We start from the raw sequence: 21,398 nt of genomic DNA on the forward strand, positions 1-21,398 counted from the left end.
TGTGCCGTTCGCCTCCGACCGGCTGTGCCCGGCCCGCCGCGAGCTGCGCTAGCGTGGCGATCATGGAGGTACCTGCGGATCCGCGGGCCCGGCGGCTCTTCGGGGGCAGCGCCCGGGCGCTCGGCGACCTGGCCGCCGGCCCGTTCCGGGCCGACCGGGACCGGATCGTCGGCTCGCCGTTCTTCGCCCGGCTCAACGGCGTCACCCAGGTCATCAGCCCGGGTGGATCCGGGCTGCTGGTGCACAACCGGCTCACCCACAGCCTGAAGGTGGCGCAGGTGGCCCGGGCGATCGCCGAACGGCTGACCGCCGACCCGGCCCACCGGGACCTGCTGGAGAAACTCGGCGGCTGCGACCCGGACGTGGTGGAGGCCGCCGCGCTCGCCCACGACCTCGGGCACCCGCCGTTCGGGCACCTGGGGGAGCGGGTCCTGGACCGGCTGGCCCGGCAGCGGCTCGGGCTCGCGGACGGCTTCGAGGGCAACGCCCAGTCGTACCGGATCGTCACCAGCACCGAGATCCGCGGCGCGGCGACCACCGGGCTCGACCTGACCGCCGCGGTCCGCGCGGCGATGCTGAAGTACCCGTGGACCCGGCTGGACCACCCCGACCCGCACCCGCGGCACCTCGACCCCGCGCCCCGGGGCGCGGCGCCGCCGCCGGACGACCCGGAGAGCGGGTCGGTCAAGTTCGGCGCGTACCGCACCGAGCTGGACGACCTGCGGCAGGCCCGGGAGCCGTTCGCGGGACGCATCCCGGACTGGCAGCAGACCCCGGAGGCGTCCGTCATGGACACCGCCGACGACATCGCGTACGCCATCCACGACGTGGAGGACTTCTATCGCGTGGGGGTGCTCCAGCAGGGGGCGGTGGCCGCCGAGCTGATGGCCTGGCAGCGCGAGTACGGGCACCTGCGTTCGATCACCGCCTCGGCGCTGGAGGCCGCCGGCCGGCGACCGGGGGCGGCGATCGAACGACTGCGCCGCCAGCTGCACCGCAAGGACGCCTGGATCGCCGACGACGACGCGTTCGCCGCCGCGGTCGAGCACGTCCGGGAGGAACTGGTGGAGGGGCTGCTGGCGCTGCCCTTCGACGGCTCGATCGAGGCGGAGCAGTACGTCGCCCGGTTCTCCGCCCGTTGGTCCACCCGCTTCGTCGACGCCATCACGGTCACCCCGGAGCCGGACCTCCGTTCGGGATACGTGCGGCTCGACCGGGCGCAGTGGCACGAGGTGCAGGTGCTCAAGTTCGTGCACCACCGGTTCGTGCTGGCCCGCCCCGACCTGGCCCTGCACCAGCGCGGCCAGGCACGGCTGCTGGGCACGCTGGTGGAGGCGCTCTGGGAGTGGCTGCTGGACCCGGAGGAGGAGTCCCGGCTGCCCCGCCGCCTGCACGACCTGGTCGAACTGGCCGAGGCGGAGCTGCACCCGCGCACCCCGGACCGGATCGGCCGGGCCCGAGGGCGGGCGATCGTCGACTTCGTCGCGCAGCTCACCGACGGTCAGGCGGTGGCGATGCTGGACGCCCTGTCCGGCCGCTCCGGGGCGCTGTGGACGGACGCCTTCGTGCTCTGAGGGCCGCCTCAGCCGGCGGGCACGCCCTTGACCACGAGGTCCGGCGGTACGTCCCGCACCACGCAGGCACCGGCGCCGACCGTCGCGCCGGCCCCGACCCGCAGGCCCGGCAACACCACCGCGCCCGCGCCGATCAGCGCGGCGGTGTCGAGGCGACAGTCGCCCGACACGGCCGCGAGCGGGTGCAGGGAGACGTAGTCGCCGACCACGCAGTCGTGGGCGAGGGTGGCGTTCTGGTTGACGTGCAGGTGCCGGCCGGCGGTGACGTTCGTGGTGATCCGGCCGCCGGCGAACACCACCAGCCCTTCGGCCGACACCAGGTCCAGGCCGACCGTCGCGTCCGGGTGCACCAGACTCGCCGCCGGCCTGCCGTACGTGTCGACCCGCGCGCCCACCGTCCGCCGTACCCGGGGGTCGCCGAGGCCGAGGACGACGTGGGTCTCGGGCGGCAGCTGCGCGAGCGCAGCCACGGTGCCGAGGTATCCGGCGCCCGTCGCCTCAGCGCGCTTGCGGTTGCGCTCCGACGGGTTGTCGTCGACAAAGCCGACCAGCCGCCACGGCGGCCGGGCGGAGGCGTCGTTGACCGCCGCCACGATCTGGGCGATCTCCCGACCGTGGCCGCCGCAACCGACGACGACGAGGTCGAGGCTCACCGGGCACCCCGTCCCGCGGTCGCCGGCACCTGCCGTTCCGCGACGGTGCCCCGGAACTCGTGCGCGGTGGCGGCGCCCGGCGCGCTGATGCCCTGTCGGCGCAGCACGGCCACCGCGGTCCGCGCCAGGATGCGAGCGTCGAGGCGGAGGCTCCAGTGGTCGACGTAGCGCAGGTCGTAGGCGAACCGCTCCGCCCAGTCGAGTTCGTTGCGGCCGTTGACCTGCGCGAGTCCGGTGAGCCCCGGCCGGACGTCGTGCCGGCGGAACTGCTCGGCGGTGTACAGGTCGCGGTAGCTGGTCGGGAACGGGCGGGGCCCGACGAGGCTCATGTCGCCGCGCAGGATGTTCCAGAGGCTGGGCAGCTCGTCCAGGCTGGTGGCCCGCAGCCACCGTCCCAGCGGGGTCAGCCGCGCCTGGTCGTCGCCGGGGGAGAAGGCGCCACTGCCGCCCGCCATGGAGCGGAACTTCAGGATGGTGAACTCCCGGCCGTACCGGCCGATGCGCCGCTGCCGGAAGAGCACCGGGCGTCCCAGGCCGATCAGCACCGCCACCGCGACCGCAGCCAGGATCGGCGCGGTCACCAGCAGAGCCGTCAGCGCGACGACGACGTCGAGGCCGCGCTTGACGGCCGCACTGCGGTCGCGGTACGAGCGTGTTGTCGAGCGATCTTCCACGCCTGGGGAGAGGCGAACCTGCATGCTGTCCTCCGGCCGCTGACTCGTCAGCGAACAGAGTACGCAAATATGCGCAGAAGCAAGCCTTGTCCGGTTTTTTCGGCGCGTCTCAGGCGACCGCCTGCCACCAGCCGTCCACCGCTGGCGGTTCGTCGACCACCACCCGCTCACCCGGGCGCGGCACGGCCAGCCGGACGTCCCGGGCCTTCGCCTCGGCCCACAGCCGGTCCACCGGCTCGGACCAGTCGTGCAGGGCCAGGTTGAAGGTGCCCCAGTGCACCGGCAGCAGCAGCTCGCCGCGAACGTCGAGGTGGGCGGCGACCGCCTCCTCGGGGAACATGTGGATGTTCGGCCAGGCCCGGTCGTACGCGCCGATCTGCATGAGCGTGAGGTCGAACGGGCCGTGCTCGGCGCCGATCGCGGCGTAGCCGTCGAAGTAGCCGGAGTCACCGGTGTAGAAGACCTTCCGGTGTGCGCCGGCCACCACCCAGGAACTCCAGAGCGTGCCGTCGCGGCGCAGGCCGCGCCCGGAGAAGTGCTGCGCGGCGGTGGCGGTGACGGTGAGCCCGCCGACCCGGTGGCTCTCCGACCAGTCCAGCTCGACGATGCGTTCCTCCGGGACGCCCCACCGGTCCAGGTGGGCGCCGACGCCGAGCGGCACCAGGAAGGGCGCGGACTGGTGGGCGAGCAGCCCGCGCACCGTGTCCATGTCGAGGTGGTCGTAGTGGTCGTGCGAGATCAGCACCGCGTCCAGCGGGGGCAGTTCGTCCAGCCGGACCGGCGGCTCGTGGATGCGCCGTGGGCCGACCAGCGCCGACGGCGAGCACCTGTCGCTCCAGACCGGGTCGAGCAGCACCCGGTGCCCCTCGATCTCCACCAGCGTGGACGCATGCCCGTACCAGACCGCGTTCAGCTCGCGGGTCGGGTCGGACGGCGCCGGGTCGGCCGGGCGCAGCAGCGGCACGGCGCTGCCGGGCCGCCGCTTCTGCTTGCCGAAGATCAGCTCCCGGACCAGGTTGCGCCCCGGGTCGGCGACCATGGTGGCGCTGGTGCCGGCCGGGTTGTGGAACGTGCCGTCGCGGAACCGCGGCGACCGGGCCGCCCGCTCCGCCCGCGCGCCGCTGAGCCGGCCACCCAGCTGGGCCGGGATGTCCCGCGCCGCCCAGGCCAGGCCGGCGACGGCCGCCAGCCCGGCGATCCGCCACGCCCGGCCGCCGCCGGCCCGCTCCGGTTCCCGCTCCGCCGCTGTGCCCATGGTCGTCCCCTCCGCCGTGTCCCGCAGTACACGGTATCCACCGCCGCGCCGGTCCCTGCGGACGACCGACCCGGCGCGGCTCAGCGCAGCCGCCGCCGTACCGCCGAGCCGACCGCGGCGGTGGCGTCGCCGACGGACCGGACCACCCGCGACACGTCGGGCAGCCAGCCGCCCCGGACCGCCTCACCGGCCGGGTTCGGCGCGAACACCGCCCCGTCCGTCGGCGGCACCGGGCGTCCGGTGAGCCCGCCGAGCCGCATCAGCGGCCCCACCAGCACGTCGTACACGGCCGGCAGCGCGGTGAAGCCGAACCGCATGACCAGGTTGACCCGACCCACCGAGATCTCCCGGCGGGGCTTGTCGGCGCAGTGCGCGATGGCTCGGGCCACCCGCTCCGGGGTGGTGATCGGCAGCGGGGGCCGGCCGATCCGGCCGAGGTAGTTCGCCGCCTGTTGGTAGACGGGCGTGTCGACGCTGCCCGGCGTGACCAGGCAGACGTGCACCCCGTCCAGGTCCCGCGACTCCTGCTGCAACGCCCGGGCCAGGCCGTGCAGCCCCCACTTGCTGGTCACGTACCCGCTCATGTAGGGCGCCGTGATGTGTCCCAGCACCGACCCGGTGAGGATCAGCGTGCCGCCCCCGGTCGCCCGGAAGTGCCGCAACGCCACCCGCGCGACCCCGGCGGCGGCCAGCAGGTCGGTCCGGACCACCTGGTCGAAGACCTCCGCCGGGATCTCCTCGAAGCGTCCGTACGCCATCACGGCCGCGGTGTGCACCCAGACGTCGATCCGGCCGAACTCGGCGACCGCGGTGGCGGCCAGGGCGTCGAGCGCGTCCGGGGCGGTCACGTCGGTCGGCACGATCCGGACGTCCGCGCCGCCCGCGTCGGCGCACTCCCGGCGTACCTGTTCCAGGGTCTCGGGGGAGCGGGCCGCGAGGACCAGACGGTCCCCGCGGCCCGCGAGCTCCCGGGCCGCCGCCCGGCCGATCCCGCTGGTCGCGCCGGTGACGACCACGGTACGGGTCACGGCGCGAGCACGACCTTGACGCAGCCGTCCTCCTTCTTCTGGAACATCTCGTACGCCTGCGGCGCCTGGGCCAGCGGCAGCCGGTGGGTCCGCAGGTCCTCGACGCCCAGCGGGTCGTCGTCGCCCTCCAGCAGCGGGATGATCTCGTCGACCCAGCGCCGCACGTGGCACTGCCCCATGCGCAACTGGATGCCCCGGTCGAACATCTCCATCAGCGGCATCGGGTCCTGCTCGCCGCCGTACACCCCGGAGATCGAGACGGTGCCGCCGCGCCGGACCGCCTTGAGCGCGGCGTGCAGCACCACGAGCCGGTCCACGCCGGCCTTGTCGGTCATCGCCTGGGCCAGCTTGTCCGGCAGCAGCCCGGCGGCGGTCTGGGCGACCTTGCCCAGCGGCGCGCCGTGCGCCTCCATGCCGACCGCGTCGATCACCGCGTCGGGACCGCGCCCGTCGACCAGGTCGATGAGCGCGCCGGGCACGTCGTCGAGCTGGCTGACGTCGAGCACCTCGATGCCGTGGCGACGGGCCATCTCCAGCCGCTCCGGCACCAGGTCCAGGCCGATCACCCGGCCGGCGCCGAGGTGGCGGCCGATCCGGGCGCTGAACTGCCCGACCGGGCCGAGACCGAACACGGCCAGGGTGCCGCCGGGCGGGGTGTCCGCGTACTTCACCGCCTGCCAGGCGGTGGGCAGGATGTCGGACAGGTAGAGCCACCGCTCGTCGGCCCCGGTGTCCGGGATCTTGATCGGGCCGAACTGGGCCTGCGGCACGCGCAGGTACTCGGCCTGGCCACCCGGGACCGAGCCGTAGAGCGACGTGTAGCCGAACAGCGAGGCGCCCTTGCCCTGGCTGGTCACCTGGGTGGTCTCGCACTGCGCGTAGAGTTGCCGCTCGCACATCCAGCACGAGCCGCAGGAGATGTTGAACGGGACGACCACCCGGTCGCCCTTCTTGAGCCGGGTCACCCCCGGGCCGACCTCCTCGACGATGCCCATCGGCTCGTGCCCGAGCACGTCGCCGGGCTTCAGGTACGGTCCGAGCACCTCGTACAGGTGCAGGTCGGAGCCGCAGATGGCGGTTGAGGTGATCCGGACGATCGCGTCGGTCGGCTCCTCGATCCGGGGATCCGGAACGTCCTCCACGCGAACGTCCCGCTTGCCGTGCCAGGTGAGTGCCTTCATGCCTGAATGTCCCCTCTCCGGTGCCGTCCATGGGACTGCTACCCGAGAGGAGGGACTTGAACCGGCGCCGACGGAAGGGGCCGGGTGTGGCGTGCCACGCGGCGCCGGGGGCATGGGTCGGCGCTGCCTTTCGAGCTGATATCAGAAACGACTCACCGCCGGCGCGCGCCGACCGACTGGCGCGTCGGGCGCGTCGAGCGCGTCGAGGTGGCCGTGGCTTCCGGCCGGAGTGGCCAGGTGTCGAGCGCGTCGGAGCGGGCCGCCTCGCCGCGGCGGGTGTGGCCCCGTGTCGCCCACTCGCCCTGTCTCGCCCGCCGGGTCGAGGCTCGCCGGGTGGACCTGTCGGTGGGCGATATCAGGAACGACTCAGCTCGAAAGGCGGTCAAAGAGGGACCGTGGGGGGAGCCGGGAAACGCCGACCGCCGCGCCCCTGGGTGCGGGGCGCGGCGGTCGGGTGGTTCGGCGGGGGAGACTCAGGAGCCGGGGGTGCCGGCGCGCTTGGTGGTCGCCTTGAGGAAGTCCCGGTTGAGCCGGCCGATGGTGTTGAGCGGGATGCCCTTCGGGCAGGCCGCCGCGCACTCGCCGATGTTGGTGCAGCCGCCGAAGCCGGCCTCGTCGTGCGCGTCCACCATGCCGATCACCCGGGTGTAGCGCTCGGGCTGGCCCTGCGGCAGCAGCGAGAGCTGGGTGATCTTGGCGGCGGTGAACAGCATGCCGGAGCCGTTCGGGCAGGCCGCCACGCAGGCGCCGCAGCCGATGCAGGCGGCCGACTCGAAGGCGGCGTCCGCATTGGCCTTGGCCACCGGGGTGGAGTGCGCCTCCGGGGCGCTGCCGGTCGGCGCGGTGACGTAGCCGCCGGCGGCAATGATCTTGTCGAAGGCGTTGCGGTTCACCACCAGGTCCTTGACGACCGGGAAGGCCCGGGCCCGCCAGGGCTCGATGTCGATCGTGTCGCCGTCGGAGAACTGCCGCATGTGCAGCTGGCAGGCGGTGGTGCCGCGCTGCGGGCCGTGCGCCTCACCGTTGATCATGAGGCTGCACGCGCCGCAGATGCCCTCGCGGCAGTCGTGGTCGAACGCGACCGGCTCCTCGCCGTCGAGGATCAGCCGCTCGTTGAGCACGTCGAGCATCTCCAGGAAGGACATGTCGGGGGACACGTCCGGCACCGGGTAGGTCACCATCCGACCCTTGTCCTCGGGGCCCGTCTGGCGCCAGATGCGCAGGGTCAGGTTCACTTGTAGCTCCGCTGCGTGGGGTGGACGTACTCGAAGGTCAGGTCTTCCTTGTGCAGCACGGGCTCACCGGTGCCGGTGTACTCCCAGGCCGCCACGTAGGCGAACCGGTCGTCGTCGCGCTGCGCCTCGCCGTCCGGGGTCTGGTACTCGGCCCGGAAGTGCCCGCCGCACGACTCCTCGCGGTGCAGCGCGTCGATGCACATGAGCTCGGCCAGCTCGAAGAAGTCGGCCACCCGGCCGGCCTTCTCCAGCGACTGGTTGAGCCCCTCGCCGTCGCCCGGCACGCGTACCCGCTGCCAGAACTGTTCGCGCAGCGCGCGGATCTCGTCGATCGCCTTGCGCAGCCCGGCCTCGGAGCGCTCCATGCCGCAGTGCTCCCACATGATCTGGCCCAGTTCCCGGTGGAACGAGTCCACCGTGCGGTCGCCGTTGACCGCGAGCAGCCGGCTCAGCCGCTCCTCGACCTCGGTGCGCGCCGCGACCGCCTCGGGGTGGCTGGCGTCGATCTTCTCGACCGGGTTCGCGGCCAGGTAGTTGGCCAGCGTGTTCGGCAGCACGAAGTAGCCGTCGGCCAGGCCCTGCATCAGCGCCGAGGCGCCGAGCCGGTTCGCGCCGTGGTCGGAGAAGTTGGCCTCGCCGATCACGAACAGGCCCGGGATGCTCGACTGGAGGTCGTAGTCGACCCAGAGGCCACCCATCGTGTAGTGCACGGCGGGGTAGATCCGCATCGGCACCTGGTACGGGTCCTCGCCGGTGATCCGCTCGTACATCTCGAACAGGTTGCCGTACTTGGCCTCGATGGCCTTGCGGCCGAGCCGGTCGATGGCGTCGGCGAAGTCCAGGTAGACGCCGAGCCCGGTCGGGCCGACGCCGCGTCCCTCGTCGCAGACGTTCTTCGCGGCGCGGGAGGCGATGTCGCGGGGGACCAGGTTGCCGAAGGAGGGGTAGATCCGCTCCAGGTAGTAGTCCCGCTCGTCCTCCGGGATGTCCCGCGGGCTGCGGTCGTCGCCCTTGGCCTTGGGCACCCACACCCGGCCGTCGTTGCGCAGCGACTCGCTCATCAGGGTCAGCTTCGACTGGTGGTCGCCGGAGACCGGGATGCAGGTCGGGTGGATCTGGGTGTAGCAGGGGTTGGCGAAGTACGCGCCCTTGCGGTGCGCCCGCCAGGAGGCGGTGACGTTGCAGCCCTTGGCGTTGGTGGAGAGGTAGAAGACGTTGCCGTAACCGCCGGAGGCGAGCACGACCGCGTCCGCCATCTCGGTGCTGATCTCGCCGGTGACCAGGTCGCGGACCACGATGCCGCGGGCCCGGCCCTCGACGATGACCAGCTCGAGCATCTCGTGGCGGGAGTTCATCTCCACGTTGCCCAGGCCGATCTGCCGCTCCAGCGCCTGGTACGCGCCGAGCAGCAGCTGCTGGCCCGTCTGGCCCCGGGCGTAGAAGGTGCGCTGCACCTGCGCGCCGCCGAACGAGCGGGTGTCGAGCAGGCCGCCGTACTCGCGGGCGAACGGGACGCCCTGGGCGACGCACTGGTCGATGATGTTGACCGACACCTCGGCCAGCCGGTGCACGTTCGACTCGCGGGAGCGGAAGTCGCCGCCCTTGACCGTGTCGTAGAAGAGCCGGTGCACCGAGTCGCCGTCGTTGCGGTAGTTCTTGGCGGCGTTGATGCCGCCCTGCGCGGCGATCGAGTGGGCCCGGCGCGGGCTGTCCTGGTAGCAGTAGGACCTGACGTGGTAGCCCTGCTCGGCCAGGGTCGCCGCGGCGGAGCCGCCGGCCAGGCCGGTGCCGACCACGATCACGGTCAGCTTCCGGCGGTTGGCCGGGTTGACCAGCTTCATCTCGAACCGGTGGCGATCCCACCGGGTCTCGATCGGGCCGTCCGGGGCGCGGGTGTCGGCGATCGGGTCGCCCTCGGTGTACAGATCCATGTCAGTCCACCAATCCGGTGAGTACGGCGAACGGGACCACCAGGTAGCCGGCGCAGAGCAGCACCGCGAAGACGAGCGCGGCGGCGCGGGCGCGGCGCTCGCCCCTCGGTGTCTGCTGGCCGAGGCTGCGGAACGCGCTGAAGGCGCCGTGGCGCAGGTGGAAGCCGAGCGTCACGATGGCGAGCGTGTAGAAGAGCGTGACGTACCAGCGGCCCGGGGCGAAGTCAGCGACCACGTTGCCGTACGGGTTGGACGAGTCGCCCTGCGGGTTCAGGTGACCGGTGGTGAGGTCCAGGATGTGGTAGATCACGAAGAGCAGGATGATCACACCACCCCAGCGCATCGTGCGGGCCGCGTAGTTCACGTGGATCTTGCGGCGGTGCGCGTACGCCACCGGCCGGGCGGCACGGGCCCGCATCGCGAGCACGGTGGCCGCCCCGATGTGCGCCAGCACCGCCACCGTGAGGACCGTGCGCTGGATCCACAGGAACCAGGTGGTCGGCAGCAGGGGCGTGCCGATGTCCCGGAGCCAGTGCGCGTAGTGGTCGAACGAGGTCTCGCCCGTGAAGATCTTCAGGTTGCCGAGCATGTGCAGGATCAGGAAGAGCACCAGGATGATGCCCGTCACCGCCATGACGGCCTTGAGGCCGACGTTGGAGCGGATGGGCGACCGAGTTTTCGTGATTACCACACGACCGACGCTAGGAGCAGTTCGATCAGGCGTCCAATGCATCGAAATCGCAGTCTTGATAGCCGTAAGCTATGTAGATGCAGCTCCATCAGCTCCGGTACTTCGTAGCGGTCGCAGAAGTACGACATTTCACCCAAGCGGCCGATCTGGTCGGCATCACCCAGCCCTCGTTGAGTAAGCAAATTCACGCCCTGGAGGCCGACCTGGGGGCCCCGCTCTTCGAGCGGGTAAGGGGCAACATCACGCTCACCGCGGCCGGGGACGTGCTGCTGCCGCTGGCCAAGCGGATCCTCGCCGACGTCGACACGGCGACCCGCGAGGTGCAGGAGCTGGTGGGCTTGCGCCGGGGTCGGGTCCGGCTGGGCGCCACGCCCAGCCTGGCCACCTCGCTGGCGCCCCCGGTGCTGCGCCGGTTCCGCGACGCCCACCCCACCGTCGACCTGCGGGTCGAGGAGGGCGGCTCCCAGGACCTGGTCCGCGACCTGCTGCGCGGCGACCTCGACCTGGCGCTGATCATCATGCCGGCCGCCGGCACCGATCCGGGGCTGCGCGCCGACCCGATCCTGCGGGAGAGCCTGGTGGTCGCCTCGGTGGACCCGCTGCCGGGCGCCTCGCCCGCCGGCGAGTTGCGCATCACCGACCTGCGTGACCAGCCCCTGGTGATGTTCCGCGAGGGCTACGACCTGCGCGACGCCACGCTCCAGGCGTGCCGGGCGGCCGGCTTCGAGCCCACCCTGTCGGTGGACGGCGGGGAGATGGACGCCGTGCTCAGCTTCGTCGAGGCCGGCCTCGGCGTCGCGCTGGTCCCCGGCATCGTGGTGGCCCGCCGGCCCGGCATCCGGGTGACCCGGCTCGTCCCACCCGGCGTCCGCCGGACCATCGCGGTGGCCCGCCGCCGTGACGTGGTGCCCACCCACGCCGGCCGCGAGCTGCGTCGCATCCTGCTGGAGTACGTCCACGACGCCACCGCCACCGACGAACTCCCGCCCGGTGTGGAGCCGCTGGCCTAGGTGGCGTCCGCCGTGGGCCAGCTGCGCAGCAGGGCGTCGACGGCGTCCAGCACCCGCGCCCAGCTCTCCGGCGGAGCGGGGGCGCTGTGGTCGAAGCCGCCCCCCATCTCCAGGCCGACGAAACCCTGGAAGACGCTGCCGAGCAGGCGGACGGCGTGCGTCTGCTCGGGCTCGGGCAGGTGGTAGCCGCGCAGGATCGCCCGCATCATCGCCGAGTGCCGGAAGCCGGCGCTGCCGGCCGCGGTCTGCGGATCGAGCCGCATCTGGGCGGCCGTCCAGCGGCCCGGACGGCGGTGGGCGTAGTCGCGGTAGACGTTCGCGAAGGCGGTGAGCGCCTCCTTGCCGGCCCGCCCGGCGAGCGCGTCGGCGGCCTCGTCGGCGAGTTCGCCGAGCGCGAGCAACGCGATCCCGACCCGCAGGTCGTGGGAGTTGCGGACGTGCGAGTAGAGGGTGGCGACCGTCACGCCGCACCGTCTGGCCAGCGCGGAGACGGTCACCTGGTCGAAGCCGACCTCGTCGGCCAGCTCCGCCCCGGTCTGGATCAGACGTTCCCGGTTGAGTCCCGCGCGGGCCATGAGTCTCCTCTCACCACGACCCATTATGCCTTTGCCTAAAACCTTTAGGAAAATTACCCTCGGGTGTATGACCCCGTTGACCGAACCCCAGATCCGCGCCGCGTTCGTGAACTGCACCAAGGGCGAGGCGAAGCGACTGCACGTCCCGCGCGACCTCGGCGCCCGCCCCTGGGACGACCTCGACTTCCTCGGCTGGCGAGATCCCCAGGCGCTCGACCGCGCCTACCTCGTCGCCGTCCCGGACGGCCGCCCGGTCGCCCTCGCCCTGCGTCGCCCGAGCCCCGGGCCCGGGCGGCAACGCCGCACCATGTGCTCGGTGTGCCTGACCAACCCGGTCGGCGGCGTCAGCCTGATGGTCGCGCGCAAGGCGGGCAAGTCCGGGCAGCAGGGCAATTCCGTGGGCATCTACCTCTGCGACGACCTCGCCTGCTCGCTCTACCTGCGGGGTCGCAAGGACGCCGGGCCGGGAGCCCGGCTGCCCGAGTCGCTCACGCTGGAGGAGAAGATCGCCCGCACCGTGGCGCACCTCACCGCCTTCGTCGCCCGGGTGACCTCCTGAGGTGACCCGTCCTCCCGGTCGGAGCGTCGGTGACCCATTCCAACCGAAAGGTCCTTGCCTGTCCGGGGCGTCCGGCCCAGCATGAGGAGGCAGGTGCCCAGCATGTGAAGGACACGGGAGGTTCGCATGCGCCACCATGATCAGTCGTTCCTGGCCGTCCACGCCCCACCGTTGACCCGCCGCGCCCTGGTCGCCGGCTCCCTTGCGGCGGCCACCGCGCCGCTGCTCGTCGGCGCTCCGGCCCGAGGCGCCGCGCCGACGTCGCTGTGGCTCGGCGCAGCGGCCCCCGACGTCATCGACCCCGCCTACGAGATGGGCCCGCCCGCCTACGGCGAGCCCTTGCCCGAGCTGTCCGCCGTGCCGCCCCGCGACCTGGCCCGGCTGGCGCCGGGCGGCCCGTCCACCCCCGGTGCCGGCCGGCTCGGCGGACCGACCCGCCGGTACGCCGGCACCGCCTCGGTGCCGTTCCAGTTCCGGTACGACGACTTCGAGATCCGGGAGCTGCCGATCGGCATCGAGCCGTATCACATGACCTCGCCGGTTCCGCTCGTCGATCCCGGCGTGCACGACTCCACCGGGGTACGCATGGTGCGCCTCGGCGGCCGGCTCTACGACCACCCGGTGGCGCAGGCGCAGTACGGGCTGCACCTGATGGAGGCCCACCGGATCACCGGGAACCAGGCGTACCTGGACCGGGCGCGACTGCAGGCGCAGCGACTGGTCGACCGCCGCCGGCTGCGCAGCGGGGCCTGGTTCTACCCGTACCCGTTCGACCACCGGCTGCACGGCGGCCCCGACCTCTACCCGGCCCCGTGGTACTCCATGATGGCGCAGGGGCAGGCGTTGAGCCTGTTCACCCGGCTCTACCAGCGCACCGGCGAGTCGAAGTGGAAGGGTGCCGCGGACGCCACGTTCGCCTCGTACCTGCTGCCTCCGGCGGCCGGTCAGCCCTGGGGTGTGTACGTGGTGGACGGTCTGCTGTGGCTGGAGGAGTACCCGCACCCGAAGGCGGTCCGCGGCGACCGCACCTACAACGGGCACATGTTCTCCGCGTACGGCCTCTACGACTATTGGGTGCTGACCCGCAACGCCGACGCCAAGCTGATGCTGCAGGGCGCGATCACCACCTACCGGGACGTGTGGGAGAAGATCCGGGTCCGGCACTGGCGCAGCCGCTACTGCCTGACCCACGGCATCGACGCCGGGCAGTACCACTCCACCCACATGTTCCAGTTTCTCCAGCAGTACGCCATCACCGGCGACACGTTCCTGGCCCAGCTCGCCGACCTCTGGTACACCGACTACCCGCCCTACGGGGTGAAGGGCAACATCCGGTTCTCCTCCGGCACGCACACGGCGTACAAGTTCAACAGCGCCGGCACGGTGACCGCGCGGACGAAGATGACGCTGGCCCGGGCCAGCGCCGCGCCGTCCGGCGACCGGGTGAAGATCATGCGCCAGACCGGGATCTGGTACGCGATCACCGCCGGTACGCTGGCCGGCTACTACGTGCAGGAGTACTCGCCGTACCGGTACCAGGTCGGCATCTGTGCCGGGTTCGGCTACAAACTGCACCGGCCCGGCACGATAGCTGTCGACGCCCCGGCGGCGTACTCGATCGACGCCGCCGGGCTGATGAAGTCGGTGCCCACCACCTACCGGGTCGGTGACCAGGTGGCCATCGACGGCCGCTCCGTGCTCAACGGCCGCGAACACGTCCGCCTCGTCGAGGGGCCGTACGCCGGGCGTTGGCTCGGCTTCGGCACGGTGATCCGCCGCTGACCGGGCCACCGCGCCGGCGTTCGGCCGCCGCGCCGGCGTTCGGCCGCCGCGCCGGCGTTCGGCCGCCGCGCCGGCGTTCGGCCGCCGCGCCGGCGTTCGGCCGCCGCGCCGGCGTTCGGCCGCCGCGCCGGCTCAGCGGCCCTCGGCGTCGTCCATGGCGCGGTAGATGCGCTGTTCCGAGACGGGGTAGGGGGTGCCGAGGGCCTGGGCGAAGACGTTCACCCGCAGCTCCTCGATCATCCAGCGGATCTGCCGCGCGGCCGTCGAGCCGCGCCGGGCCGGGGGCAGCGCCGCGAGCATGTCCTGGTACTCCTTCTGCACCACGGCGATCCGGTCCTGTTGCTGCTTGTCCCGCTGCGGGTTACCGGGCAGCCGCTCCATCCGGCGCTCGATCGCGGTCAGGTAGCGCAGCAGGTCGGGCAGGCGCGCGTAACCGGCCTCGGTGACGAAGCCGGCGTGCACCAGACCGCCGAGCTGCTGGCGGATGTCGGCCAGCGCGGCCACCACGGCCAGGTTGCGCGTCGCTCCGAGCCGCTGCTCGACCGCGTACGCGGCGGCGAGCACCTGCCGGACCCGGTTCATCACCTCGACCACGGTGTCGACCAGGTCGGCGCGGACCCGCTCGCGCAGGGCCGCGAAGCCGTCGGCGTCCCAGGCGGGGCCGCCCGCGTCCGCCATGAGCTTGTCGATGGCGGCGCCGGTGGCGTCCTCGATCAGCGCCGGCACCCCGCCGTGCGGGTTGCGGGACAGCGCCAGTTTCGCCTCGTTGCTCAGCCGTCCCTGGAGGAACTTCGCCGGGGACGGCAGCGTCAGCCGCAGCAGTCGCCGGGTGCCCGCCCAGTGCGCGGCCTCCTGCTCGCCGGCGGAGTCGAACACCTTCACCCCGACCGTCGCGCCCTCGTCCACGAGCGCCGGGTACGCGGTCACCGCGAATCCGGCGCGGACCTGCTCGACGGTGCGCGGCAGCGTGCCGATCGTCCACCCGGTGAGCCCGCTGCGGGCCACGTCCGGCGCGGCGGCGGCCACCACCTGGCGTACCTTGGGCCGCAGCTCGCGTTGCAGCGTCGGCAGGTCCTTGCCCTCGGCGACCGGTTTGTCGTCCTCGCCGAGCACCCGGAAGGTGACCCGCAGGTGCGGCGGCAGCCTGCTCAGGTCCCAGGCGTCCGGCGGGACGGTCACCCCGGTCATCCGGCGTAGCTGCCGGGTCAGCGCGGCCAGCAGCGGCTCCTCGCCCGGGGTGATCGCGGCGAGCGCGGCCCGCGCGTAGTCGGGCACCGGGACGAAGTTGCGCCGGACCGGCTTGGGCAGCGACCGGATCAGCGCGATCACCAGTTCCTCGCGCAGCCCCGGCACCTGCCAGTCGAAGCTCTCCGCCGGCACCTGGTTGAGCAGCGGCAGCGGGATGTCCACGGTGACGCCGTCGGTGGGCGCGGTCGGGTCGAACGTGTACGTCAGCGGCAGCGTCACGCCGTCGGCCCGCCACTCGTCCGGGAAGTCCTCCTCGTCCACCCCGCCCCGGCCGTCGTTGACGAGCAGCTCGCGGGTGAACGTGAGCAGGTCGGGCTGCTCCCGGCGGGTCTTCTTCCACCAGGAGTCGAAGTGCCGGCCGGAGACCACGTCGGCGGGGATCCGCTGGTCGTAGAAGGCGAAGATGGTCTCGTCGTCGACCAGGATGTCGCGCCGACGGGCCCGGTTCTCCAGCTCCTCGATCTCGGTCAGCAGCTTCTGGTTGTCCCGCCAGAACTGGTGGTGGGTCTGCCAGTCGCCCTCGACCAGGGCGTGCCGGATGAACAGCTCCCGGCTCAGACCTGCGTCGATCCGCCCGAAGTTCACCTTGCGGGAGGTGACGAGCGGGATGCCGTACAGCGTGACCTTCTCGTAGGCCATCACCGCGGCCTGCTTCTTCTCCCAGTGCGGCTCGCTGTAGCTGCGCTTGACCAGGTGCTGTGCGAGGGGCTCGACCCACTCCGGCTCGACCCGCCCGGCCACCCGCCCCCACAGCCGGGACGTCTCCACCAGCTCGGCGGCCATCACCCAGCGCGGCGGCTTCTTGAACAGCGCCGACCCGGGGAAGATGGCGAACTTCGCGCCCCGCGCCCCCAGGTACTCGTGCTTCTGCGCGTCCTTGAGGCCGAGGTGCGACAGCAGGCCGGGCAGCAGCGACTGGTGCACCTTCGGAGTGTCGATCTCCTCCGGCACGTCGGCGCCGGCGCCGCGCCGGCCCTCACCCTTGTCCGAGGTACGCAGGACCTGACGCAGCTGGCTGACGATGTCCTGCCACTCGCGCACCCGAAGGTAGTTGAGATATTCGGCCTTGCACATGCGGCGGAACGCGCTGGACGACAGCTCCCGCTGCCTGTCCCGCAGGTGACGCCACAGGTTCAGGTACGCGACGAAGTCCGATTCCTTGTCGGCGAACCGGGCGTGCGCCTGGTCGGCCTGGGCCTGCTTGTCGGCCGGGCGCTCGCGCGGGTCCTGGATGGACAGCGCGGCGGCGATCACCACGACCTCGGTGGCGCAGCCGTTGCGTTCCCCTTCGAGCACCATCCGGGCCAGCCGGGGGTCGACCGGCAGTTGGGCCAGCCGCCGGCCCAGCGGGGTGAGCCGCTTCGCCGGGTCGGTCTCGGCCGGGTCGAGCGCGCCCAGCTCGTGCAGCAGGTTCACGCCGTCGGTGACGTTGCGCCGGTCCGGCGGGTCGATGAACGGGAACGCCGCGACGTCGCCGAGCCCGATCGACGTCATCTGGAGGATGACCGAGGCCAGGTTGGTCCGCAGGATCTCCGGGTCGGTGAACTCGGGTCGGGACTCGAAGTCCTGCTCGTCGTAGAGGCGGATGCAGATGCCGTCCGAGGTGCGCCCGCAGCGGCCCTTGCGCTGGTTGGCGCTGGCCTGCGAGACCGGCTCGATCGGCAGCCGCTGCACCTTGAGCCGGCTGGAGTAGCGGGAGATCCGGGCGCTGCCCGGGTCCACCACGTACTTGATGCCGGGCACGGTCAGCGAGGTCTCCGCGACGTTGGTGGCCAGCACCACCCGGCGGTTGGAGTGCGCCGCGAAGACCCGGTGCTGCTCGGCGGTGGAGAGCCGGGCGTAGAGCGGCAGGATCTCGGTGCCGAGCAGCGACCGCTTGGACTGCACCAGCTTGCCCAGCGCATCGGCGGTGTCCCGGATCTCCCGCTCACCGCTGAGGAACACCAGGATGTCGCCGGGCCCCTCGGCGGCCAGCTCCTCGACCGCGTCGCCGATGGCCTGGATCTGGTCCCGGACGTTCTCCTCGTCGGCCTCGTCCTCCTCCTCGGCCTCGGTGACCTCGACCAGCGGCCGGTAGCGGACCTCCACCGGGTAGGTGCGCCCGGACACCTCGACCACCGGCGCCGGGTTGCCCTCGGCGTCGGCGAAGTGCTTCGCGAACCGGTCGGTCTCGATGGTCGCCGAGGTGATGACCACCTTGAGGTCGGGCCGGCGGGGCAGGAGCTGCCTGAGGTACCCGAGGATGAAGTCGATGTTGAGGCTGCGCTCGTGCGCCTCGTCGATGATCAGCGTGTCGTACTGCCGCAGCATCCGGTCGGTCTGCAACTCGGCCAGCAGGATGCCGTCGGTCATCAGCTTGACCAGGCTGTTGTCGCCCACCTGGTCGGTGAAGCGCACCTTGTAGCCGACCACGTCGCCCAGCTCGGTGCCGAGTTCGTCGGCGATCCGGTCGGCGACGGTGCGGGCCGCCAGCCGCCGGGGCTGGGTGTGCCCGATCAGCCCGGTGACGCCGCGCCCCAGCTCCAGGCAGATCTTGGGCAGCTGGGTCGTCTTGCCGGAGCCGGTCTCGCCGGCCACGATCACCACCTGGTGGTCGCGGATCGCGGCGGCGATGTCGTCCCTGCGCTCGCTGACCGGCAGCTGCGGCGGGTAGGTGATCGCCGGCACGGCCGCACGGCGCGCCGCCAGCCGCGCCTCGGCGCGGGTCACCTCGGTCGCGATCTCGGCAAGCGCCGCCTCCCGCCGCTGCGGGTCGCGCAGCCGCCGTACGCCGTCGAGCCGCCGCTGGAGCCGGCGCTGGTCGCGGAACATCAGGGGGGTGAGGCGACGGTGCAGGTCGCGAGCGGTCTCGGGGGCGGCGGGTACGGCTGGATTCTGCATGACGTCGCCAAGGATAGGCAGCCGCGCGGCGTACCGCCCCCGGGTTACCGGCGGTGGGCGCGCCATCCCGGATCGAGCGGTCACGTCCGGATAGGGTTGCCGCCGACGCAGCCGACGAGGGGCGGGGATGATCATGCGGGACACCGACCGGGCGCTCGTGCAGGCCGCCACCGCCGTCGCGAAGCTGCGCTGCCGCAGCGACAACCACAGCGTCGCCGCCGCCGTGCGCAGCACCGACGGCCGCGTGTTCAGCGGCGTGAACGTCTACCACTTCACCGGCGGCCCGTGCGCCGAGGTGGTGGCGCTCGGCGCCGCCGCGACCCAGGGTGGCGGCGAGCTGGAGGCGATCGTCGCGGTGGGGGACCGGGGGCGCGGTGTCATCCCGCCGTGCGGGCGCTGCCGGCAGGTGCTGCTCGACTACTTCCCGTCGATCCGGGTGATCGTCGGCCCGCCGGACGGGCTGCGCGCCGTCCCGATCGCCGACCTGCTGCCCGAGACGTACGTCTGGGCTGACCAGCAGGTCGAGGTGCCGGCCGCCGTGCCGCGCACCGGGGTGTGGCCGACGCCGGTGGTGCCCGGCGTCCGCCAGTCCGCCGAGGACTGACCGGTCAGTCGCCGGCCGCGGCCTCCAGCATCGACCGGGGCACCGGCACCTGCTCGAAGCGGACCTGGCCCTCCGGCACCATCCAGCTCGTCACCCGCGCGACCAGACGCCCGGCGCTGACCGCCGGGTCGTTGGCGTAGAGGTGCCGGGCCGTGTCCGGGTCCACCGACAGCACCACGAAACCACGGATCCGCTCGTCGTCGCCGTCCAGGAACGGCCCGGCCGCGAGCACCGCGCCCTGCTCCACCAGCCCGGCCTGGTGCGCCAGGTGCGCGTCCTGGATCCGGTCGAGGGCGTCCTGCGGCAGGTCGGGCGCGTCGTCCGGGCGGACCAGGAGCACCACGGTGTGCCTGTCGAATCGCATGCCCTCAGGGTAGGGGCTGCCGGGCGCGCAGCGCCCGGATCGACCAGTCCAGCACCGGCGCCAGGCTCTCGGCCGGCGGCCAGCCGTTGACCACGGAGAGCAGTTCCAGATAGCGCGCCCGGCGCGGGTCGTGCGCGGTCTCCAACCGCGTCAGCATCCGCCGGCGCAGGTCGGCGTCGTCCGGGCGGCCGCAGAGCCGCGCGTACCGGGCCGTCGCCCGGGAGAGGACCGGCTCGGCGTCGGGCGAGGCCGGGTCGATCCCGGCGGCCAGTGCCGGAGTCACCTCCTCCCGGACCACCGCGACCACGTCCCGGCGTACGCCCTCCGCGCCGGCCCGGTCGGCCGCGTGCTGCTCGGCCAGACGCCGCAGCCCGGCCCGGAACGAGGGGTCCAGCGTCAGCTCGGCCAACTCCACCCACGCCTCGATCTGGCCGTCGTCCGGGTCGTCGGGCAGCTCCGGGGTGAGCGACCGGCGGATCCCCGCGAACCCCGGATCGGTCAGGTCGCCGAACGCGGCGTCGAGCAGGTCGTCGACCAGCCGCCGCCGCTCGCGTGCGGCCAGGCCGGCCAGCCGGTGCAGCAGGTCGGCCCGGTCCGGGGTGGCGCCCCGCCGGGCGATCACGGTCAACACCGCGCGACGCGACCGCAGCAGGCGGATCTGGGCGGTCAACGCGTCCGCGTGCGCCGAGGCGACCTCGGGCAGGGTGACCTCCCGGGCCACCACCCGGCGCACGGTGGGCAGGTCCACGCCCAGCTCCCGCAACGTCCGCACCAGGTCGAGCCGGGTCACCGCCTCCGGGCCGTAGCGGCGGTGTCCGGTCGGGCCGCGGTCCGTCGGCGGCACGACGCCCCGATCGGACCAGAACCGGATGGTCTTCACCGGCACCCCGGTCCGCCGGGCCAGGTCGCCGATCGAGTAGCGCTCGCCATCGTCCATGCCGCCCAGCCTCGCGCCTCCCCCCGGTGGAGGCGCAAGCCCATCGACACGTCCCGGTTAGGTGTGCCTTACCAGGTCAGTTAAGGTAAGGCGTACCTAATCCGAAAGGCGAACACCCCCGTGACCACCGTCGCCGTCCGGCCCGCGCGGGCCGACGCCCCCGCCCGCCGCGGCGCCCCCCGCCGCGTCGCGGTCACCCTGACGGCGGCGCTCCTGCTCCTCGTCGCCCTGCTGGCCAGCCTGGCGCTGGGCAGCCGCCACCTACCGGTGGACCAGGTGTGGCACGCGCTGGTGGCCCCGGACGACGGCGACGCGACCACGGTGGTCCGCGAGCTGCGGCTGCCGCGTACCGCGCTCGGCCTGGTCGTCGGCCTGGCCCTGGCGCTGGCCGGCGTGCTGTTCCAGGCGGTCACCCGCAACCCGCTCGCCGAGCCGCGCATCCTCGGCGTCAGCGCCGGGGCCTCCTTCGGGGTGGTGCTGGCCATCGCCGTGTTCGGCGTGAGCACGCTCACCGGCTACGTCTGGTTCGGCATCGCCGGCGCGCTGCTCGCCGGGCTGCTCGTCTTCGCCGTCGCCAACCGCACCCGCGAGGGCGCCAGCCCGGTCACCCTCGCGCTGGTCGGCGCCGCGCTCGACGCCGGTCTCGGCGCGGTCGTGTACGCGCTGCTCAGCATCGACGCCCGCACGTTCGAGGAGTACCGCTTCTGGGTGGTCGGCGGGCTCACCGGGCGGGACGTCGGGGTGGCCGGGCAGGTGCTGCCGTTCGTGCTGGCCGGGGTGCTGCTCGCCGCGCTGGCCGCCCGAGGGCTGGACGCGCTCGCTCTCGGCGACGACGTCGCCCGGGGGCTGGGGCACCGGGTCGCCCTGGTCCGGCTGGCCGCCGGCGGGGGCGGGGTACTGCTCACCGGCGCCGCGGTGGCCGCCGCCGGCCCGATCGCGTTCGTCGGACTGGCCGTGCCGCACCTGGCCCGGGCGCTGGTCGGCGCCGACCACCGGTGGACGCTGCTGGTCGCCGCGCTGCTCGGCCCCGCCCTGGTGCTGGCCGCCGACGTGACCGGCCGCCTGGTCTCCCCGCCGGGCGAGATCCCCGCCGGCATCATCACCGCCCTGCTGGGCGCCCCCCTGCTGGCGATCCTGGTCCGCCGCGCCAAGGTCGTGACCGCATGACCGCCCCCCACCCCCGCTCCCCTCTCCGCGATCTTGCAGTTGCTGCCCCG

The 21,398-nt window shown here is 73.1% G+C and carries 18 protein-coding genes; 6 read left to right on the forward strand and 12 right to left on the reverse strand.

Annotated features, from left to right (window positions below; translation table 11 throughout):
- Positions 1-62 precede the first annotated feature (62 nt).
- The gene (dgt, locus tag O7600_RS29370) at positions 63-1,574 is read left to right on the forward strand and encodes a dGTP triphosphohydrolase (protein WP_281591598.1); all 1,512 of its coding nucleotides are present in this window, start codon (positions 63-65) and stop codon (positions 1,572-1,574) included.
- 8 nt (positions 1,575-1,582) lie between these two features.
- Here the strand turns inward: dgt and O7600_RS29375 are convergent, their stop codons facing one another.
- The 8 genes from O7600_RS29375 to O7600_RS29410 all read right to left on the reverse strand — a co-directional run bounded on the left by O7600_RS29375 (position 1,583) and on the right by O7600_RS29410 (position 10,264).
- Positions 1,583-2,227, reverse strand: a complete 645-nt coding sequence (locus tag O7600_RS29375) for a NeuD/PglB/VioB family sugar acetyltransferase (protein WP_281591599.1) — start codon at positions 2,225-2,227, stop codon at positions 1,583-1,585.
- Entirely contained in the window at positions 2,224-2,901 is a 678-nt protein-coding gene (locus O7600_RS29380) for a sugar transferase (protein ID WP_281591600.1), read from the reverse strand. The genes O7600_RS29375 and O7600_RS29380 overlap by 4 nt, the downstream gene beginning before the upstream one ends.
- Positions 2,902-3,010: 109 nt before the next feature.
- The gene (locus tag O7600_RS29385; protein WP_281591601.1) at positions 3,011-4,156 is read right to left on the reverse strand and encodes an MBL fold metallo-hydrolase; all 1,146 of its coding nucleotides are present in this window, start codon (positions 4,154-4,156) and stop codon (positions 3,011-3,013) included.
- An 80-nt stretch (positions 4,157-4,236) separates the two neighbouring features.
- Positions 4,237-5,184 carry an SDR family NAD(P)-dependent oxidoreductase gene (locus O7600_RS29390; RefSeq protein ID WP_281591602.1) on the reverse strand — a complete coding sequence of 316 codons (948 nt, stop codon included), beginning with the start codon at positions 5,182-5,184 and terminating at the stop codon, positions 4,237-4,239.
- Complete coding sequence (locus O7600_RS29395; protein ID WP_098745466.1) at positions 5,181-6,365, reverse strand: zinc-dependent alcohol dehydrogenase; 1,185 nt, start codon at positions 6,363-6,365, stop codon at positions 5,181-5,183. The genes O7600_RS29390 and O7600_RS29395 overlap by 4 nt, the downstream gene beginning before the upstream one ends.
- Positions 6,366-6,838: 473 nt before the next feature.
- On the reverse strand, positions 6,839-7,600 hold the full coding sequence (locus O7600_RS29400) for a succinate dehydrogenase/fumarate reductase iron-sulfur subunit (protein ID WP_281591603.1): 762 nt from the start codon (positions 7,598-7,600) through the stop codon (positions 6,839-6,841).
- A complete protein-coding gene (locus O7600_RS29405; RefSeq protein ID WP_091578476.1) occupies positions 7,597-9,531 on the reverse strand; it encodes a fumarate reductase/succinate dehydrogenase flavoprotein subunit in 1,935 nt (644 codons plus the stop codon). The genes O7600_RS29400 and O7600_RS29405 overlap by 4 nt, the downstream gene beginning before the upstream one ends.
- Position 9,532: 1 nt before the next feature.
- The gene (locus O7600_RS29410) at positions 9,533-10,264 is read right to left on the reverse strand and encodes a succinate dehydrogenase cytochrome b subunit (protein WP_281591604.1); all 732 of its coding nucleotides are present in this window, start codon (positions 10,262-10,264) and stop codon (positions 9,533-9,535) included.
- Between the two features lie 35 nt (positions 10,265-10,299).
- On the opposite strand from O7600_RS29410, the gene O7600_RS29415 reads away from it, so the two are divergent.
- Positions 10,300-11,232, forward strand: a complete 933-nt coding sequence (locus O7600_RS29415) for a LysR family transcriptional regulator (protein WP_281591605.1) — start codon at positions 10,300-10,302, stop codon at positions 11,230-11,232.
- On the opposite strand, the gene O7600_RS29420 is transcribed toward O7600_RS29415, so the two are convergent.
- Entirely contained in the window at positions 11,229-11,807 is a 579-nt protein-coding gene (locus O7600_RS29420) for a TetR/AcrR family transcriptional regulator (RefSeq protein WP_281591606.1), read from the reverse strand. The genes O7600_RS29415 and O7600_RS29420 overlap by 4 nt on opposite strands.
- A 67-nt stretch (positions 11,808-11,874) precedes the next feature.
- Between O7600_RS29420 and O7600_RS29425 the strand changes: the two genes are divergently transcribed.
- Positions 11,875-12,366, forward strand: coding sequence for an FBP domain-containing protein (locus O7600_RS29425; protein ID WP_281591607.1), 492 nt, complete (start codon positions 11,875-11,877; stop codon positions 12,364-12,366).
- Positions 12,367-12,492: 126 nt separating this feature from the next.
- Positions 12,493-14,148: a D-glucuronyl C5-epimerase family protein gene (locus O7600_RS29430; RefSeq protein WP_281591608.1), complete on the forward strand. Its 1,656-nt coding sequence runs from the start codon at positions 12,493-12,495 to the stop codon at positions 14,146-14,148.
- Between the two features lie 132 nt (positions 14,149-14,280).
- On the opposite strand, the gene hrpA is transcribed toward O7600_RS29430, so the two are convergent.
- Complete coding sequence (gene hrpA, locus O7600_RS29435; RefSeq protein WP_281591609.1) at positions 14,281-18,276, reverse strand: ATP-dependent RNA helicase HrpA; 3,996 nt, start codon at positions 18,274-18,276, stop codon at positions 14,281-14,283.
- A 133-nt stretch (positions 18,277-18,409) separates the two neighbouring features.
- Between hrpA and O7600_RS29440 the strand changes: the two genes are divergently transcribed.
- A complete protein-coding gene (locus tag O7600_RS29440) occupies positions 18,410-18,880 on the forward strand; it encodes a cytidine deaminase (protein WP_281591610.1) in 471 nt (156 codons plus the stop codon).
- A gap of 4 nt (positions 18,881-18,884) precedes the next feature.
- Here the strand turns inward: O7600_RS29440 and O7600_RS29445 are convergent, their stop codons facing one another.
- Both O7600_RS29445 and O7600_RS29450 read right to left on the reverse strand, forming a co-directional pair.
- Positions 18,885-19,244 carry a YciI family protein gene (locus O7600_RS29445; RefSeq protein WP_099161654.1) on the reverse strand — a complete coding sequence of 120 codons (360 nt, stop codon included), beginning with the start codon at positions 19,242-19,244 and terminating at the stop codon, positions 18,885-18,887.
- A gap of 4 nt (positions 19,245-19,248) precedes the next feature.
- A complete protein-coding gene (locus O7600_RS29450; RefSeq protein WP_281591611.1) occupies positions 19,249-20,181 on the reverse strand; it encodes a MerR family transcriptional regulator in 933 nt (310 codons plus the stop codon).
- A 120-nt stretch (positions 20,182-20,301) separates the two neighbouring features.
- On the opposite strand from O7600_RS29450, the gene O7600_RS29455 reads away from it, so the two are divergent.
- Positions 20,302-21,348 (forward strand): iron ABC transporter permease, encoded by a 1,047-nt coding sequence (locus O7600_RS29455; RefSeq protein ID WP_281591612.1) that lies wholly within the window; start codon positions 20,302-20,304, stop codon positions 21,346-21,348.
- Positions 21,349-21,398: the final 50 nt, after the last annotated feature.

Source organism: Micromonospora sp. WMMA1998, assembly GCF_027497375.1.
GTDB classification, from domain to species: domain Bacteria; phylum Actinomycetota; class Actinomycetes; order Mycobacteriales; family Micromonosporaceae; genus Micromonospora; species Micromonospora sediminicola.

Coding starts and splice junctions, on each gene's coding strand:
- dgt (WP_281591598.1), top strand. CDS start 63: ATGGAGGTACCTGCGGATCCGCGGGCCCGGCGGCTCTTCGGGGGCAGC.
- O7600_RS29385 (WP_281591601.1), bottom strand. CDS start 4,156: ATGGGCACAGCGGCGGAGCGGGAACCGGAGCGGGCCGGCGGCGGCCGG.
- O7600_RS29395 (WP_098745466.1), bottom strand. CDS start 6,365: ATGAAGGCACTCACCTGGCACGGCAAGCGGGACGTTCGCGTGGAGGAC.
- O7600_RS29405 (WP_091578476.1), bottom strand. CDS start 9,531: ATGGATCTGTACACCGAGGGCGACCCGATCGCCGACACCCGCGCCCCG.
- O7600_RS29410 (WP_281591604.1), bottom strand. CDS start 10,264: ATGCATTGGACGCCTGATCGAACTGCTCCTAGCGTCGGTCGTGTGGTA.
- O7600_RS29415 (WP_281591605.1), top strand. CDS start 10,300: ATGCAGCTCCATCAGCTCCGGTACTTCGTAGCGGTCGCAGAAGTACGA.
- O7600_RS29420 (WP_281591606.1), bottom strand. CDS start 11,807: ATGGCCCGCGCGGGACTCAACCGGGAACGTCTGATCCAGACCGGGGCG.
- O7600_RS29425 (WP_281591607.1), top strand. CDS start 11,875: ATGACCCCGTTGACCGAACCCCAGATCCGCGCCGCGTTCGTGAACTGC.
- O7600_RS29430 (WP_281591608.1), top strand. CDS start 12,493: ATGCGCCACCATGATCAGTCGTTCCTGGCCGTCCACGCCCCACCGTTG.
- hrpA (WP_281591609.1), bottom strand. CDS start 18,276: ATGCAGAATCCAGCCGTACCCGCCGCCCCCGAGACCGCTCGCGACCTG.
- O7600_RS29440 (WP_281591610.1), top strand. CDS start 18,410: ATGCGGGACACCGACCGGGCGCTCGTGCAGGCCGCCACCGCCGTCGCG.
- O7600_RS29445 (WP_099161654.1), bottom strand. CDS start 19,244: ATGCGATTCGACAGGCACACCGTGGTGCTCCTGGTCCGCCCGGACGAC.
- O7600_RS29450 (WP_281591611.1), bottom strand. CDS start 20,181: ATGGACGATGGCGAGCGCTACTCGATCGGCGACCTGGCCCGGCGGACC.